17 protein-coding genes and 2 pseudogenes are annotated in these 16,847 nt (G+C 47.2%); 1 reads left to right on the top strand and 18 read right to left on the bottom strand.

What is annotated here, in order from left to right; translation table 11 throughout:
* Nucleotides 1-10: 10 nt before the first annotated feature.
* The 9 genes and pseudogenes from hisIE to EAT1B_RS00415 form a co-directional block, all read right to left on the bottom strand.
* Nucleotides 11-648: pseudogene (gene hisIE / locus EAT1B_RS16165) on the bottom strand (bifunctional phosphoribosyl-AMP cyclohydrolase/phosphoribosyl-ATP diphosphatase HisIE).
* Complete coding sequence (hisF, locus tag EAT1B_RS00450; protein WP_012726141.1) at nucleotides 597-1,364, bottom strand: imidazole glycerol phosphate synthase subunit HisF; 768 nt, start codon at nucleotides 1,362-1,364, stop codon at nucleotides 597-599. Before hisF ends, hisIE begins: the two are co-directional and overlap by 52 nt.
* Nucleotides 1,357-2,070 carry a 1-(5-phosphoribosyl)-5-[(5-phosphoribosylamino)methylideneamino]imidazole-4-carboxamide isomerase gene (gene hisA / locus EAT1B_RS00445; protein ID WP_012726140.1) on the bottom strand — a complete coding sequence of 238 codons (714 nt, stop codon included), beginning with the start codon at nucleotides 2,068-2,070 and terminating at the stop codon, nucleotides 1,357-1,359. Before hisA ends, hisF begins: the two co-directional genes overlap by 8 nt.
* Nucleotides 2,048-2,635, bottom strand: coding sequence for an imidazole glycerol phosphate synthase subunit HisH (gene hisH / locus EAT1B_RS00440; RefSeq protein ID WP_012726139.1), 588 nt, complete (start codon nucleotides 2,633-2,635; stop codon nucleotides 2,048-2,050). Before hisH ends, hisA begins: the two co-directional genes overlap by 23 nt.
* On the bottom strand, nucleotides 2,632-3,219 hold the full coding sequence (hisB, locus tag EAT1B_RS00435) for an imidazoleglycerol-phosphate dehydratase HisB (RefSeq protein ID WP_012726138.1): 588 nt from the start codon (nucleotides 3,217-3,219) through the stop codon (nucleotides 2,632-2,634). The genes hisH and hisB overlap by 4 nt, the downstream gene beginning before the upstream one ends.
* A complete protein-coding gene (locus EAT1B_RS00430; RefSeq protein ID WP_012726137.1) occupies nucleotides 3,206-4,222 on the bottom strand; it encodes a histidinol-phosphate transaminase in 1,017 nt (338 codons plus the stop codon). Before EAT1B_RS00430 ends, hisB begins: the two co-directional genes overlap by 14 nt.
* Nucleotides 4,219-5,436: a histidinol dehydrogenase gene (gene hisD, locus EAT1B_RS00425; RefSeq protein WP_012726136.1), complete on the bottom strand. Its 1,218-nt coding sequence runs from the start codon at nucleotides 5,434-5,436 to the stop codon at nucleotides 4,219-4,221. Before hisD ends, EAT1B_RS00430 begins: the two co-directional genes overlap by 4 nt.
* Nucleotides 5,433-6,041 (bottom strand): ATP phosphoribosyltransferase, encoded by a 609-nt coding sequence (gene hisG / locus EAT1B_RS00420; protein WP_012726135.1) that lies wholly within the window; start codon nucleotides 6,039-6,041, stop codon nucleotides 5,433-5,435. The genes hisD and hisG overlap by 4 nt, the downstream gene beginning before the upstream one ends.
* Nucleotides 6,038-6,961 carry an ATP phosphoribosyltransferase regulatory subunit gene (locus EAT1B_RS00415; protein ID WP_012726134.1) on the bottom strand — a complete coding sequence of 308 codons (924 nt, stop codon included), beginning with the start codon at nucleotides 6,959-6,961 and terminating at the stop codon, nucleotides 6,038-6,040. The genes hisG and EAT1B_RS00415 overlap by 4 nt, the downstream gene beginning before the upstream one ends.
* A 110-nt stretch (nucleotides 6,962-7,071) precedes the next feature.
* Here EAT1B_RS00415 and hisJ point away from each other — a divergent pair, with 110 nt between their 5' ends.
* Entirely contained in the window at nucleotides 7,072-7,890 is an 819-nt protein-coding gene (gene hisJ / locus EAT1B_RS00410) for a histidinol-phosphatase HisJ (protein WP_012726133.1), read from the top strand.
* Nucleotides 7,891-8,041: 151 nt separating this feature from the next.
* On the opposite strand, the gene EAT1B_RS00405 is transcribed toward hisJ, so the two are convergent.
* The 9 genes and pseudogenes from EAT1B_RS00405 to EAT1B_RS00365 form a co-directional block, all read right to left on the bottom strand.
* On the bottom strand, nucleotides 8,042-8,392 hold the full coding sequence (locus tag EAT1B_RS00405) for a hypothetical protein (protein ID WP_012726132.1): 351 nt from the start codon (nucleotides 8,390-8,392) through the stop codon (nucleotides 8,042-8,044).
* Between the two features lie 197 nt (nucleotides 8,393-8,589).
* Nucleotides 8,590-9,165: a deaminase gene (locus tag EAT1B_RS00400; RefSeq protein WP_012726131.1), complete on the bottom strand. Its 576-nt coding sequence runs from the start codon at nucleotides 9,163-9,165 to the stop codon at nucleotides 8,590-8,592.
* Nucleotides 9,166-9,216: 51 nt separating this feature from the next.
* Nucleotides 9,217-10,446, bottom strand: coding sequence for a toxic anion resistance protein (locus tag EAT1B_RS00395; protein ID WP_012726130.1), 1,230 nt, complete (start codon nucleotides 10,444-10,446; stop codon nucleotides 9,217-9,219).
* On the bottom strand, nucleotides 10,430-11,152 hold the full coding sequence (locus EAT1B_RS00390; protein WP_012726129.1) for a 5-bromo-4-chloroindolyl phosphate hydrolysis family protein: 723 nt from the start codon (nucleotides 11,150-11,152) through the stop codon (nucleotides 10,430-10,432). The genes EAT1B_RS00395 and EAT1B_RS00390 overlap by 17 nt, the downstream gene beginning before the upstream one ends.
* A gap of 198 nt (nucleotides 11,153-11,350) precedes the next feature.
* The gene (locus EAT1B_RS00385; protein ID WP_012726128.1) at nucleotides 11,351-12,703 is read right to left on the bottom strand and encodes a sodium-dependent transporter; all 1,353 of its coding nucleotides are present in this window, start codon (nucleotides 12,701-12,703) and stop codon (nucleotides 11,351-11,353) included.
* A gap of 122 nt (nucleotides 12,704-12,825) precedes the next feature.
* Nucleotides 12,826-13,698, bottom strand: coding sequence for a diacylglycerol kinase family protein (locus EAT1B_RS00380; RefSeq protein WP_012726127.1), 873 nt, complete (start codon nucleotides 13,696-13,698; stop codon nucleotides 12,826-12,828).
* Entirely contained in the window at nucleotides 13,695-15,200 is a 1,506-nt protein-coding gene (locus EAT1B_RS00375) for an ABC transporter permease/substrate-binding protein (protein WP_012726126.1), read from the bottom strand. The genes EAT1B_RS00380 and EAT1B_RS00375 overlap by 4 nt, the downstream gene beginning before the upstream one ends.
* A 10-nt stretch (nucleotides 15,201-15,210) precedes the next feature.
* Nucleotides 15,211-15,927, bottom strand: a pseudogene (locus EAT1B_RS00370) (ABC transporter ATP-binding protein); the annotation flags it as partial.
* Nucleotides 15,928-16,034: 107 nt separating this feature from the next.
* Nucleotides 16,035-16,748, bottom strand: a complete 714-nt coding sequence (locus EAT1B_RS00365) for a 3D domain-containing protein (RefSeq protein ID WP_148209422.1) — start codon at nucleotides 16,746-16,748, stop codon at nucleotides 16,035-16,037.
* Nucleotides 16,749-16,847 lie beyond the last annotated feature (99 nt).

Raw genomic sequence — 16,847 nt, 5'->3', positions numbered from 1 at the left:
CCTCTTTCCATTACCATTCTGTGACGTCGCGACGAGGTTTCGTCGGTGTTGTCGTACCATGACGTTTGGCGAGTAACGCTTCCACATCCTCTAAGCGCACACCTTTGGCTGCTAACAAGACGAGTAAGTGATACAGAAGGTCTGCTGACTCTTCAACCAAGTCTTCATCCGTCATGGCAGCAATGACGACCTCGAACGATTCTTCTCCAAACTTCTTCGCGATTTTTTCAACGCCCTGTTCAAACAAGTAGGTCGTATACGAACCTTCCTTCGGTTCATCTTTTCTAGATTGAATCAATTGTTCCAATTCATGAATCATACGTTCACCTCCGTAAAGAAACAGCTTCGATTACCGGTATGACACGTCGGACCGTTCGCATGAACACGAACGAGAAGCGCATCCTGGTCACAGTCGACGTGGATGCTGACGACGTCTAATGTATTTCCGCTCGTCTCTCCTTTCATCCACAGCCGCCCTTTTGAACGAGACCAGAACGTGACGACCCGTTCACGAAGCGTCTGTCGGATTGCCTCATCATTCATATATCCGAGCATGAGGACCGCCCCGTCGTCGTCTGAGACGATGATGGCGGGAATCAGTCCATTTTCGTCGAAACGAACCGCATCGGCAAGTTGTGACTCTTGCATACGTGCTTCACCTCTTCTACTGTCGTTTTTCGGTCATGTAAGATGGATGCAAGTAATGCGGCATCGACTTTCTCAAGCGCTTCGACTACGTGCTCGGCATTGCCTGCCCCACCGGATGCGATAATCGGAATGTCGACGACTTCACGAAGTTGTTCTAAAATCGAAAGGTCATAACCGCTCTGCTTTCCATCTTGGTTCATGGACGTGACAAGAAGTTCACCCGCCCCGAGCGCGGCCACTTGTTTCGCCCATTCGACCGCCAACAGGTCCGTCTTCTGTTTTCCACCATATGTGTACACATAATATTCGCCGTCTTTAAACTTTACGTCGATTGCGACGACGATACATTGCGAACCGAAACGATCGGCCGCTTCACGAATGAGACTTGGGGATTCTACAGCGAGCGTGTTCAACGATACTTTGTCCGCCCCTGCTTTTAATAGTGACGAGATATCCTCGAGTGAACGAATCCCGCCACCGACCGTCAGCGGGATGAATACTTTCCGCGCCACCGCGCTGACGACATCGAGCATCGTCTGGCGACGCTCCGTACTTGCCGTGATGTCGAGAAAGACGAGTTCATCGGCTCCGGACTCATCATAATATTTCGCAATCTCAACCGGGTCACCGATGTCTCGTAGTTGAACGAATTCGATTCCTTTGACGACACGACCTTCTTTCACGTCAAGACATGGAATAATTCTGCGTTTAAGCATAACGCGCCTCCCATTCAATCAGTTCTTCGATACTCACCTTGCCGGACAGGAGCGCTTTTCCGACGACGGCTTCATCGATTTTGGCCATTTTCAGTTCCTTCACGTCCTCTTCTGTTGTCACGCCACCAGATGCAATTAATGTGACATTGACGATTTGACGCAGCGCCTTCATGCGCGTAACGTTCGGTCCGTTCAATTTCCCGTCAGATCCGATATCGGTATATAGAATCGTCTCAATGCCTCGTTTGACGAGATCTTGGGCGACCGAGATGTCATCGAGCTTTGTCGCTTCCTGCCATCCGTTAATGGCGACCTTCCCGTCATAGGCATCGAGTGCCACAGCGACTCGCTTGCCATACTTTTCAATCGCCTTGTCCAAAAAGTCAGGATCCGTAAACGCCTTCGTTCCTAAAAGGACGCGGTCCGCACCGGTTTCCATGACCGCATCAAGTGAAGCTTCAGAACGAATCCCACCTCCCGTTTGAACAAGAAATCCAAGAGACTTCGCATAGCGGACAACGTCTAGGTGACGCGGCTCACCTGCCTTGGCCCCTTCTAAATCGATTAAGTGAATCATCGGTACTTTTCCTTGCCACGCTTTTAATAATTCATACGGATCCCCGTATTGTTCTTCCGTGGAAAAATCACCTTCCGTCAAACGAACGATTTTGCCTCCAATCAAATCAATGGCGGGTAGTAATCTCACGTTCAACCGCCTCCTTCCATTCTTGAAGTAAACTGAGACCGAACGTCCCGCTCTTTTCCGGGTGGAACTGCATGCCCGTGACAAGTCCTTTTTGAACGATTGCCGGAACTTTCTCACCCATGTATTCAGCCGCTGCTACGATGTGCTCTTCATCTGTCACGGCGTGGTATGAGTGGACAAAGTAGACATCCTCATCACGAAGGATTGAGTTCCATCCCACGTGTGGAAGACGCTTCGCTCGCATCCGCTCGACCGTTCCCGGAATCAACCCGAGACCTTTTGTCGGCATCCCTTCCGTGCTCGAATCGAACAAGAGCTGCATCCCAAGACAGATTCCTAAAAACGGTTTCTCCGTCGCCATTCGTTGCAATAGTGGGATGAGCCCCGTCTGTTCGAGTGATTGCATCGCTTGCGGGAAGGCACCGACGCCAGGAAGTAAAATGGCATCCGCCTCTTCAATTTGATTTGCATCGTTCGTGATCACGACGTAGCAACCAATAGCCTGTAACGCACGTTCGACGTTAAATACGTTTCCCATACCATAATCGATGACTGCTACTTTCATCCTTCGATCCATCCTTTCGTAGAAGGGAGACGGTTCGTCCCATCGCTTGAGACCGCTTCGGCAAGCGCTCGTCCGAACGCTTTGAACAACCCTTCAATCATGTGATGTGAGTTCGACCCGTACAGGACAGCTAAGTGCAGTGTAAGTCGACCATTCATGGCAACGGCCCGGAAGAATTCCTCAGCGAGCTCGGTATCAAAATCGCCAAGCTTCGGATTGCGAATATCCGCTTGATAGACGAGGAAGGGACGCCCTGACACATCAATGACCGCTCGTGCTAGCGTCTCATCCATCGGCATGTAACTCGACCCGTAGCGGCGAATTCCGACTTTATCCCCGAGTGACTTGACGATAAGCTGACCGAGTGCGATCCCGACATCCTCGACCGTATGGTGGGCATCGACCCACGTATCACCTTCAACTTTCACATGCAAGTCCATCTGACTGTGAAAAGCAAGTAACGTCAACATGTGATCGAAGAAGCCGACCCCTGTTTGGATAGAACTTTCACCTGTTCCGTCTAGATTTAATTGAATATCAATTTTTGTCTCTTTCGTTTCACGCTTTAGTTCAGCTGTTCTCAACAGAATTCACCTCTTCAATCGTTTGTTGGATCAAGGCATACGCCTCGTCCGTCCCTGCACTGACACGTAATCCATCGGGAAAAGCACGTACATGGACCCCTTTATCAAGGAAGCGGGATGCCCATCCCTCACTATCATCCGTTTTGACATAGATAAAGTTGGCACGGCTCGGTAAAATCTCCCCAATCGGTCGTAACAACTCCGTTAACTTCTCACGTTGAGCAGTATGGAACTGAATCGACTCTTGAATATACGTTTCATCCCGTAAGACGACGTTGGCGACAGCGGCACTGAGTCCACTCACGTTGAACGGTGAACGGAACCGGTCGATCTGTTCGATAATTTCTTCAGATGCAATCATGAAACCAATCCGGAGGTTCGCAAGACCGAACGCTTTCGATAACGTCCGTAAGATGATCACGTTCGGATATTCGCTCAATCGAGACACAAATGAATCTTTCATTGTGAAATCAATATAGGCTTCATCCACGACCAGATACGGTACACGTGTCGCAATGTCCGACAATTCGTCTAGTGTCCACATCTTACCGGTCGGATTATTCGGATTCGAGATCAAGACGAGTTTAGGCTCGGTTGCTCGAATGACCTCAATCAACGTCTCGTAACGCAAACCCTGTTCGTCCGGTTGTGTGAAGTGCCCTCTGGCAATTTGTGTGTAAATCCCATACATCGAAAAATCGGGAGCCGGTGCGACCACACGGTCTTCCGTATCTAAAATCGCCTGACTCAAAATGGCCAATAGCTCATCGCTCCCGCTCCCGACCATGAGTTGTGTCGGCTCGACTCCCGCATAGTCAGCATAGCTCGCTTTTAAAGCGAGCAATTCTTCGACTGGATAACGGCTGAGTGCCTCGAGTGATACGTCTCGAATAGCTCGTTCGAGACGTTCTGGTAACGGATATTGACTTTCATTTTGATTGAGCGCATATCCCGAAGCGGCATGAGGTACATAGCGTGGGATGTTCTGATAATTTCGTCTCATACGTCCTCCATCCGAACAGCCATCGCACGGGCGTGTCCTTCTAATTGTTCTTGTTTGGCGATTCGAATCGCGGCCTTTGTAATCGTCTCATCCAGTTCTGTCATCTCAAGGAATGTCTGACGGCGATAAAAGTCATCGACCGATAGTCCACTAGAGAAGCGGGCCGTCCCGCTCGTAGGCAAGACGTGGTTCGGTCCAGCGATATAGTCTCCAAATGCTTCGGCCGCCTCATGTCCGAGAAAGAACGAACCACCGTGACGAATCGCACGCATCAACACCTCAGGATCTTTGACGGCCAACTGGACGTGCTCCGCGGCCATCGTGTTCGCGTATTCGATTGCATCCTCGATTGTCCGATACAAGACGCCGCCACGTTTCAATGATTCTCTCGCAATGTCCTGGCGTGGTAATTGCACTAATTGTCGCTCAAGTTCTTGCTCGATTTGATCGCGGAGGGTTTCTGACGTGACGATCGCGATTGCCGTCGCCTCGACGTCATGTTCCGCTTGTGCGAGCAGGTCGGCGGCAACCCACTTCGGGTTCGCCGTTTCATCGGCAATGATCAACACTTCGGACGGTCCGGCGACGGAGTCGATCCCGACGATGTGTGAGACGAGCGCCTTCGCCGTCGCAACATACGCATTTCCGGGTCCGACAATCTTATCGACCGGACGAATCGTTTCTGTCCCATATGCGAGTGCGGCAACGGCTTGGGCACCTCCGATTAGAAAACATTCATCGGCACCTGCGATTTTTGCTGCAATCAAGAGGGAAATGTCGATCCCATCTGCTTTTGGTGGGGTGACCATGACGACTCGTTTGACACCGGCCACTTTCGCCGGAATGATATTCATCAGGACGCTCGACGGATAGACGGCTGTCCCACCTGGTACATAAACCCCTACCGAATCAAGTGGCATATAGCGTCTCCCAAGTCGGAACATCGTATCTTCGAACACATCGTCTTGTCGGACTTGGCGCGCGTGAAATGTACGAATCCGTTCTGCTGCTAACGACAGCGCCTCTGTCAATTCAGCATATGCGACTGGCGGATTAAAGCTTGCCAAATCGACCGATTCGATTCGATCGACCCCGTCGAATTGTTTCGTCCACTTAAGCAGCGCTTCGTCTCCGCGGGCTTCAATCGATTCCACGATTGGTTTCACGGCTTCGGCCCAAGCTTCGCGCCTTGAGCGATTCGTTTCTGTACTCATGCGTTTTCCTCCTGACTCAGCTTTCGAATCCACGCCTTCAATTCGTCAGGCTGTTCCGCTAAAGCTGTCTCACTCGTAATGAATTTTGCATTGATTGAAAAAATCGTCTCGTATTCTTCCAAGTCGTTTGCAGCCAACGTCGCGCCCGTCTCGACGATGTCGACGATGCAATCAGCCAGTCCCGTTAACGGAGCAAGTTCGACCGACCCGTTCAATGCGATGACTTCTACGTTTTGTCGCTTTGACGCAAAGTGTGAGATGGCGATGTTCGGATATTTACTCGCCACTTTTAATTTTTTCGTTCCATTACGTCGAACTTTTGGACCACAGACGGCCATTCGACAGCGACCGAACGGTAAATCGACGACTTCGAGTACGCCTGGCGTTTTCTCTCGTAAAATATCACCGCCGACAATGCCGACATCTGCCGCTCCATGCATCACATATTTATAGACGTCGTCCCCTTTGACGAAAATGAATTCATGATTTCCTGCTTGTACCGTCAACTCACGTCCCCGTTTTTCAGGCCATACGGGTAAATCACGTTCGACAAAAAATTGACGGGCTGCTTTTTCAATCCGACCTTTCGCGACCGCTACTTTCATTTGATCACCTCATCTAACTGTTCTAAATCGAGCGACATGCCGAACGCTCGTCTCGAGTGTCCGAAATGTCCATAGAGTGAATCATATCGTCCTCCTGAAAGGACACGCTTGCCTTCCACACTTCCCGTCACGGTCAATCCTGAGTAGTAATCAAAGTCTCCCGTTTGACCGAAATCGTAAGACACCTCTAAACCGATGGTACGCAAGTGTTTTACTGCCTCGTCCACTTCATCGATGGCTTCTTTTAAAGATTCCGGTGCCTCAGCCCGTAATTCTTCGAGTGCAGAATTCCCGATTAAAAAAGGTAGCTTTGCAATTAACGGATAGTGATACGACTCTGCTAATTCACGCAATGATTCTAAGTTTCGAAGCGCTAAGATTTTTCGGAATGTCCGTTCCTGAATCCCCGTCTCTTTCGCGATGAGCGAGATGACAGCTGCTGACCCGATTTTGATCGTCAAGCGGTCTGTAGGCAGGACTCCTTCCGTCATATCGAGAAAGGATTCAATCAGATGACTGTCCTTCTCTTCGCCGTCGACCCACTCGAGTCCAAGCTGTTGCCGTTCGTGGGGTTGTCCGGAATGTTTGACCGTCCGACGATAGACGGCACCAGCGTAAGCGACACGCATCGGTTCATGCCCGTCTGCTAACTTTCTTGCGATTTGTAATGTATAGTCAGGGCGCATGACGAGAAGTTCCCCGTCGTTCCCGAACAATCGATAATAGGCTGACTCGTCAAAGAGCGCCAAGTTTTGATAATGTGAATAGTATTCGAGAAGTGGTGGATCGATGACTGCATAGCCACTCGACTCTGCCTTCTCTAAAAATGACAACATCCATCGTTTCGGACGGATGACATCTCCTGATTGAAGTTCATACCAGCCTTCTGGAATCGAACCTTTTGAATTTGACCAAATCATCATAACCACCCTTTATCTTATTATCACTTTACCAAACTAAAGTAGTGTGTTAAATTTATCAAATAGAGAAACACCTGTCAACCAAATGAACTGAAAAGGACGTGTAATCGATGTTTAACTTTACCCATGATGGTCATGTGCATACCCCTTTTTGTCCACACGGTACAAATGACCCGCTTGAACACTATATTCAAGTCGGAATCGAGAAAGACCTGCAGACGATGACGTTCACAGAACATGCGCCTTTTCCCCAATCCTTCATCGATCCGGTTCCGAATCAAGACTCGGCGATGTCGATTGATCTACTTCCAGATTACCTCGATACGTTGCATCAGATGAAGAAGCAGTATCAAGCGGTTATCGACATTAAAGTCGGATTAGAGGTCGACTTGTTGCCGCATTTAGAGAAGGAGACCATTGCCTTACTCAAACCTTTCGCACCATTGCTTGATGAAGTCATTTTATCGCAGCATTTCCTATATGTAGATGGCATGTATATGCCGATTGATTATTCTGCCGAGACGTTTGATGAACTCGTCAAAGCACTTGGCTCATTCGAAGACGTCATGAGAGCTTATTATGAATCGATTGAACAGGGTCTCGCATTTTCGTGGGAAGACATCCGTGTCGCTCGTATCGGGCACCTTGATCTCCCGATTAAGTATCAAAGAAACTATGCATGGGACCGTTCAAAAGTAAAAGAGGAAGAAATACGTCTGTTACAAGTGATTGCCGACAGGGGATTCGGACTTGACTTCAATACGGCCGGACTCAGAAAACCAGATTGTGGCGTACCCTACGTGGCAGGACTCGCAAAAACCGCGAATGACTTGCACATCCCGTTCACGATGGGTTCGGATGCGCATCTCGCACACGATGTGGCGGCTGGATTCGACTTCATTGCACAAAAAAAAGCCACGTTCCTATGAACGTGGCTTTTTGACAGCGATCTAGCTATCTAGATCCCCATGCTTATGGTTGACAACGATATGGCGTTCCATTTCTTCATCTGTAAACATCATACCATAACAAAAAATAGATGCAATAAAAAATTGGGTGAAATGACTCACCCAATTGAAATCACATCGCTGCGTATAATGTTTTTAAGTCGTTTGTTGCTTCTTCGTCCATCTGGATGGCCACGAGTTCAACGTATTGAAGCGCTGGATCCTGATCTTTCGACAACCCGACAATTTCAGCAGCTGCCTTATCTAGTGCCAACAAGATACCTGACACGCCAAGTGTCGGATAATAACGAAGGAGTGCACGAACATGTTTTATCTCTGATACTTCATTCCCGTTAATGGTTAATGATTTGACGGCTAGCTCCTTATGCATGCCAATCGCAAATTTATCTTCCCACACTTCTTCGAGTGTGATCAACGCCTCTACTTCATATGCACCATCTTTAAAGCGAACGAGTTTTTCCATGAGTAAATTCCCCTCTCTTGAATCTACTTTTATTATATAAGAGATTTTAAAGAGTATATTGTGAAATATTGAACATTATGTGTAAAGTTTGTCTCACCTTATTTTGAACAAAAAAGGCCCCTCCGAGGAGGGGCGAATAATGGAAGAGTAAAACACCATTGGCAGTACATTAATAATATATCACCTAATGAAAACGTTTACAATGTATTTTTGTACATTTTTTCAAGTGGCATATGTAACACTTCAATCCCGCTTTCACGCATCAATTCTAACCCATCCCCATGCTCATAACCGACGGCATACACGACTCGCGCGACACGTGCCGCAATTAAGGCGAGTGAACAGGCATGACATGGTGAATGTGTGACATACGCTGTCGCACCAAATGCATTCGTTGAATCGGCAGCCAGCTTTCCAATTGCATTGATTTCCGCATGGATTTCATGTTGTTTCGACCAATGATGGTGATCATATGGGTCCGTACACTTGATATATGTCACACCACCCCGGATAAGTCGTGCCGGTTCGTTGATCATATCAAGATCCGTCGACGCAACATAGTCGGCATGTTTATAGAACCCATCTTCTTGTTTGATATAGATTTCATTACAGTTCGTATGACCAGATGGGGTCCCATTCAGACCGATTGAGATTGGTTTTTCGTCTTTTACAATGACACAGGCCACGCTCTTCGATGCACACTTCGAGTGCCGCTCCGCCATCATATCAGCGAATAATAACCACGTCTCATCCCACAATCGTTGTTTTTCCACTCAAGTCCCTCCTCGTAGAAAAGGAAAGTCTGATTGCTCAGACTTCCCCCATTAATATCCAGTGTCCTTTGGTAGTTCTTTATTTTTCGAGGCGATTTCGATGACCTTCTCTTTCAATTCGTGCTCCATGCGGTCAAGTTCGCGCTCGGCGTCACGACGTTTTTGTTTCCCTTCTTGCTGGATGCGTAACGTTTCATCCAACGTGGAAAGTAAGTTCTCGTGAGCGACTTTCAGTGATTCAACAGAGACAATCCCTTTTTCATTCTCTTGAGCGATTTCGATCGATGAATCTTTGAGCATCTTCGAGTTTTGCTCAAGCAGTTGGTTTGTCGTCTTCGTCACGTCCTGTTGCATACGAAGTGCCGTTTTCTGGCGCGTCAAGCTGAGCGCGAGAACGACTTGGTTTTTCCAAAGCGGAATCGTGTTGACGACCGCTGACTCGATCTTTTCAGCAAGGATTTGGTTGTTCTGCTGAATGACCCGAATCTGAGGTGCCATTTGAAGGCTGATCGTACGACTCAATTTTAAGTCGTGCAACTTTTTCTCAAAACGGTCCGCTAATTGAATCATATCGTTCAATTGTTGAAGCTTCGATTGATCTTTAGAAATTTCTACTTCTTGACGTAACGGAGCAATCTCATGTTCCCGTACATGGTCAAGCTTTGTCTCACCCGCAGCGATATAGACGTTCAACTCTTCGAAATACCGCTTGTTCTTATCATACATCTGATCGAGCATCGTGATGTCTTTCATGAGACCGAACTTCGCACGATCGAGGTTATGGATGACCTCTTCCAAATAGACGTTCATTTTTTCGAACTGAAGCTTATAGTTTTCAGCCTTCTTCTTCGCACGACCGATGAGTGGGATATTATCCATGAAACTTTTTTTCTCCGGTTGAAGCATATCCGGGTCCATCTTACGGACGTTTTGCATCAAATCAGACAACAGTTTCCCGGCATCGCCGCCATCTTTCATCCGCACTTCCGTCAAAATTTGATCAGAGAATTGGGAAAGTTCACGTTGGACGTTCGACCCGAACAACATGACAGAGTCTGTCTTCTTAATATCAATGGATTCAGCCAATCGCGTGATGCGCTCACGATGCTCTTGAGGCACGTCCGGTTTCGCTTGAATGGCCGGCACTTCATGTGGCTGTGTAACAGATGACCATTCGACAGATGGGTCACTGAACCCCTCCGTCTCGGTTTTTGTTTTCGTATCAGAAGTCAGTTCTTCTTCCGGCCATGACTGCCAGTTCGTTTCATTCGATGAAGTCATGTTTCTTTCTCCCTTCCGGCTGATCAGATAAGACCCGCTCCATCATGATCAGTTCGCGTTCAAAGTCTACGGCGTCATCTTCAAGGAGACGTCCGCGTTGTTCTTTAAATTTATCGACAATTAGTCGCATATTTGTGATTAATTGTTCCCGAGTCTCTTCTTGAATGACGACTCGTTTTCCTTCAAGTTCTTTAAATTTCAAGACGACCGAGACGAGGGAATCTAAATAGAATGTGAACAGGTCTCGAACATGCTTGGCATCTTGTGGATTTTCGAAGAGTTCCTCGAATAATTCATGTGCTTCTTTCGAGACGGCCTTCATTTCACGCCTTACTTCCACATCCTTAATATCTGGTAGGACACGGTCTATCTGTTGTAGTTTCTCGTATCCTTGCTCAATCGTCCGTTGCAAAAATTGAAGTTCTAAATCATCTGTCGCCTCGAATTGTCGTGTAGGCATCGGCTCTTCAATCGGTTTTAAAATCCTCGATCCAGAGAACGATTCTTCTTCATCGAGCAACAGTTTTTTCTTGGCACGTTTTGCCACCGTTGTCGGTGTTCGTTGACGATGTTTGCGCTTGTTCGTCGACCACACTTCATTCAAGACGAGCGCCCCTACAATAATGAATAACCAGGAGAAATCGAATACGTTAATGGCAAAGTATATGACTGCCCCTGTCAGGGCCCATTTCATCCATGTTTTCATTCTTTTCACCTCATCTCATGTTACTTCTATTGTACATTACGAAACCACTCAACAAAAGTTTCGTCATCCCTATCATTTTAGCATAATAAAATTCGTCGATACCTCCGTCCACAGGTGTAGAATCAACTACCTATATCGACTACTTTCCCGTTGCGAGACGAAAAAAACCGTAGACTCATAGAGCCTACGGTTCGTTTGTTATGTGGTGATCCATGTAGAAACCATGACAATCGCGACAGTTACAGGAATGACATAGCGAATGAGCGCATGCCAGATTGGGTAAAGCTTCACACCAGGTTTGGATGTTTCGATTTCATCCTTTAGGACACGTTGGTCAACGACATATCCGACAAAGATTGAAGTCAAGAGTGCACCCGTCGGCATTAAAATGTAGCTGACGAGATAGTCCATCGTATCGAAGAACGTCCGACCGTTCCAAATCTGTACATCACTCAAGAGTCCGAACGACAGCGCGGATGGTACTCCCACGATGAAGACGAGAAGGGCGGCTGTCACCGTCACTTTCTTTTTCGTCCATGACGATTTCTTTTCATTCAGACGGTCGGTCACACCTGCGACGACGACTTCTAACATGGCAATCGACGATGTGATCGATGCGAAAGCAAACAATAAGAAGAACAAGACCATAAAAAATCCACCGAGCGGTACTTGGTTGAAGACTGCCGGTAAAACGACGAAGAGTAATGCCGGACCTTCAGCCGGATCAAGACCTGATGCAAAGACTGCCGGGAAGATGGCTAGTCCTGCTAAAAGTGAAACCGCAATGTTCAATAAGACGATCATGTTCGCTGAACGGTTCAATGTTCCTTTCGTCTTAATATAAGACGCATATGTCAGCATCGCTGCGACCCCCAACGATAAGGAGAAGAACGCCTGTCCGAGGGCAAACAATACCGATTCACCAGTCAATGCAGAGAAGTCAGGCTGTAAGAAGAAGCGAACCCCTTCCATCGCCCCGTCAAGCGTCAACGAGCGGACTACGAGAACTAAGAAACTAATGAACAAAAGTGGCATCAAAATTTTACTCATCCGTTCAATCCCTGCTTCAACGCCACGTAAGACAATTAATAGTGTAATTAAGAGGAATAAGAATTGTCCGAGTACGGCAATACCTGGTGTGGAAACGACGTTCCCGAACACTTCACCGAATTCGTCCGGCGAACGTCCACTGAGCGTTCCGCTTAAACCGAGTCCGATATAGATGAGAACCCATCCTCCAATGACACTATAGAAGGAAAGTAACAAGAAACAAGCAATGACACCCAAATAACCGATAATGGTCCAGCGACCATGCCCTAACTGTTTGAAAGCGAGAAGTGCAGTCTTTTGAGTCGAACGTCCGACAATGAATTCACCAATCAATAATGGCAGACCAAGTAATAATGTGAACGCCAAAAACATGAGTAAAAAGGCACCGCCCCCGCTCGTTCCGGTGACATATGGAAATTTCCAGATCGCACCTAAACCGATTGCCGACCCTGCGGCAGCTAGTATGAATCCAATTTTTGAGGCGAATGAATTTTGCGCCATGATTACCCCTACTTCCTGTTTTTCATTTCATTTTCATAATAATAGTGAAATACTAACATGGTTCCAAGATGAGAACAACAAAAAAACAGAGAAAAGTCTGAATACTTTTCTCTGTTGATGCTTTATGGCGTTAAAAAGGTGAGGGCACGCTCTCGGATTCGGATCGACAATTTGTCTGCTTCGAAGTGCTCCCCATCGACATCGATGATTTGTGGCGCATTCAATTCTAACTCGATATGAGAAGCCTGGAAGTGATTCCACTCCGTCGACTTCTGATCGAGACCGAGTTGTTGAGCCAACAGCTGTCGAATCATGGGAAATCCGATTGCAGAACTATGAACGACTTCTAGCAATCCATCGGAAAACGATTGTGTCTCTAGTTTTGTCGGGACCGTACCGAGATAACTCCCGTTCCCAACATAGAGAAAACTAACGTCACCGTCATATATTACTTCACTGCCCCGCCGAAGCGTGATGTTGAATGGGTCCGCTTCACGGAACTGGCGGATGGTCGCTAAAAAATATCCGATTGAGCCTAATGATTCTTTTTCATCCGGATCGATTTGACGAGATGTATCCGCGATCAAACCGACGCCTACGAAATTGAGCGCATACATCTCATCGACTTGAATGACATCGACATGTTGTTCGTGAGAGGAACGAATGATTTGAGCAGCCTGTGTCGGTTGAATTGGCAGTTCAAGCGCTCGTGCGAAGTCATTACATGTTCCTGCTGGAATGATGCCGACTGTCGGCCGTTCCTCGCGCTGTAAGGTCATTAACCCATTCACTACTTCGTTTAGCGTACCGTCCCCGCCAATGACAATCAGATGGTCGAACGATTCGCTTGTTTCGGCGAATCGGAGCGCGTCCCCGATTTCCTGTGTCTTTTTGATGATGATTTCTTCATAGAGCGATTCAATCGTTCCGATGACTTCGCCGAGCATCGTTTCGCTCGTACCGGACTTCGGATTCGAAATAATCAAAGCTCTCATAGTAATCCTTCCTGTTCTAAGAAGTCTTTCGCTACATCGTACGCGCGTTCATTTCCGTACGCGACCCGTCGATTCAATTCAGACATTTGTTCGTCTGTGATTTTACCTGCGAGCTGATTGAGCGCATCCTCGATTTCTGGATACTCTTCAAGTGTCTCTTCCTTCATGAGCGGCGCTCCCTGGTATGGTGGGAAGAATTGACGATCGTCTTCTAAGACGACCAGGTCGTTCTCGGCAATATCAGGATCCGTCGCATAGGCGTCTACTAAATTGACATCTCCTCGTGAGATGGCACGATAACGCAGTTTTTGCTCCATCGAGACGACAGATGGGAAATCGAATCCATACTCGTTTTGAAGTCCTGGGTATCCGTCTTCACGGTCCGTGAATTCAAGCGTGAAACCGGCCTTGATGTCCGACTCGACATTCCGTAAATCAGAAATGGCCGTAATGCCTTCTGCCTCTGCATAATCACGTGGAATCGCGAGTGCATACGTGTTGTTAAATTTCATCGGTTCGAGCATCACATACCCATCTTCAGCAAGCGCTTCTCTTGCTTGCTCGTACACTTCACCGGCATCGTTTGACTCAGGCGTTTCTTTGACGAGACTCGCGAGTGCGGTCCCAGTGAATTCAGGGTAAATATCGACATCCCCTGATTGGAGGGCCCCCCATACGAATGTTGTTTCCCCAAAGTTCGGTTTCACCGATACCGTCAAATCCGTTTCTTCTTCAATTAATAACTTATACATGTTCATTAAAATCTCTGGCTCAGGACCAAGTTTTCCGGCAACGACTAAGTCTGTTTGTTGCGAACGACCAAACGCAAGCGGTGTGATGATGATGAGCGCGAGTACGGTCGAGACGGCAATCAACTTCGTCTTATTGCGTGTCGCTGTCGCACCTTCCATCTGACGCAACAAGAAGTCAAATAGGAGTGCCAAAATGGCGGCAGGGATGGCACCGAGTAAAATTAAGTAATTGTCGTTCCGGTTAATCCCAAGCAAGATCAATGTACCGAGTCCGCCTGCTCCGACTAAAGCGGCGAGCGTCGCAGTCCCGACAATCAAGACCATCGCTGTACGGATACCAGCCATGATGACCGGGAGCGCGAGTGGAAGTTCGACTTTCATCAAACTTTGATTCGGTTTCATCCCACAAGCTCGAGCAGCTTCTAATAACGATTTATCCACTTCATTCAACCCAGTGAACGTGTTTCGTAAAATAGGGAGCAGCGCATATAAGACAAGCGCTATAATGGCAGGAAGTGCTCCGATTCCAACGAGTGGAATCATTAATCCGAGTAAGGCAAGGGATGGAATCGTTTGAATAATCGCGGTGACGCCAATGGCGGTTTCGGCGATTTTCTTACGTCGCGTCAGCCAGATTCCCAATGGCACGGCAATTAAGACGGCAATCAAAAGCGATACGACAGAGAGCTGTAAGTGCTCAATCAGTGCCTCGACAAGCTGTCCTTGTCTATTTTGGAACGTCTCAAGCATCCAGCTCACCTCTTCCGCGTTGTGTAAATTCTAAGACGAATGGGTCTTCACTCGCCAATATCTCCTCAGGCGTACCGACCAACATGAGTTCCCCGTCACGCATCAACGCGATGCGATCACCAAGCTTCATCGCTTCTTGCATGTCGTGTGTGACAAACAGAATCGTTTTCCCGAGCTCATCATTTAATCGTTTAATGTCATCTTGCAATTGACCACGACTGATTGGGTCAAGCGCAGAAAAGGGTTCATCCATGAGGATGACGTCCGGGTCTGCAGCTAAGGCACGCAATACGCCTACGCGCTGCTGTTGTCCTCCTGATAATTCTGCTGGCTTCTTCGAGCGAAGTTTCGGGTCCAGTCCGGCGATTTTCATCAATTCGGTCACTCGCTCTTTTGTTCGGTCTTTTTTCCACTTTAATAATTCCGGTACGACAGAAATATTTTCTTCCACAGTTAAGTGAGGGAATAATGCAATCTGTTGGAGTACATAACCGATATTACGGCGTAGTTCAAAAATATCGAATTGATAGATTTCTTTTCCATCGATTAAAATTTTCCCATCCGTATGGTCGATTAATCGATTCACCATTTTCATCGTCGTGGTCTTGCCACAACCTGAAGGACCGATCAATACAAATATTTCTCCTTTTTCTACAGTTAAACTCAAATCTTTGACGGCTAACGTCCCGTCTTCATAACGTTTTGATACATCACGAAACTCAATCAACCTGATCCCTCCTCAACTATTTCCAAAATGGAAATTCAAATAGTATTTTGCCCGTTTCTCTACTTTGTTAAACAAAAAAAGGCTCTCCTAATTGGAGAACCTGATTTTTAGTATAGCGTTACTTCAATATGTCGACGCCCCCATTGGATCGCGTCCTGTTTTGAATCGACTAATAAATCGACGATATGACCTTTGATTCGGCCACCTGTATCAAGGGCGATCGCATCACCAACACCTTGAATATGGACTTTAGAGCCTAATGGGATGATGGCTGGGTCGACGGCGATAATTCGCATTCCGTTATAATAAATCGAATCAGTCACATCATGACCCGTGGCCGTTAATACACGACCGCCGTATGCCTTGTTATCTGCAACATCATTTGAATAAGCCGTCGATTCGACTGTAATAACTTTTTTAGATGTAGATACCGGTGTCGCACTGACTGTTTGCGTAGCTGAAGTCGACGTTTTTGCAGCTGTTGCCTGTTCCGCTGCTTTTCGCTCCTCTTCCGCTTTTCGTTCTGCTTCAAGTTTCGCTAACTTTGCTTTCTCGGCTTCTTCTTTTGCTTTCTCTTCTGCAAGACGTTCTGCTTCGATCCGTTTCTCTTCTGCAATACGCTTTTCTTCAGCAAGTTTCTTTTGGCGAGCGATTTCTTTTTGTCGTTCTTCTTCAATTGCTTGGCGTTCTAGTTCAAGCGGGTTTTGTACGATTTTCTGTTCTGTCCCGATTCCGATCTGAGCAGCATCTGCCTGATCCATGAATGTGAACATCCCCATCATCGTAGCTCCAATGACGATCATATATTTTAATAATTTCATCGTAGTAAGGTCATCACCTTTCTCGTTATGTAACGAACAGATGTTAATTTACCACGACAAGTGCCGTCAAAGTAGTGATTTTATCGAAGTGAAACATTC

The organism is Exiguobacterium sp. AT1b, assembly GCF_000023045.1.
Classification (GTDB): Bacteria; Bacillota; Bacilli; order Exiguobacteriales; family Exiguobacteriaceae; genus Exiguobacterium.
The sequence above is the reverse complement of the archived record's forward strand: the minus strand, read 5'-3'. Positions and strand labels throughout refer to the sequence as shown.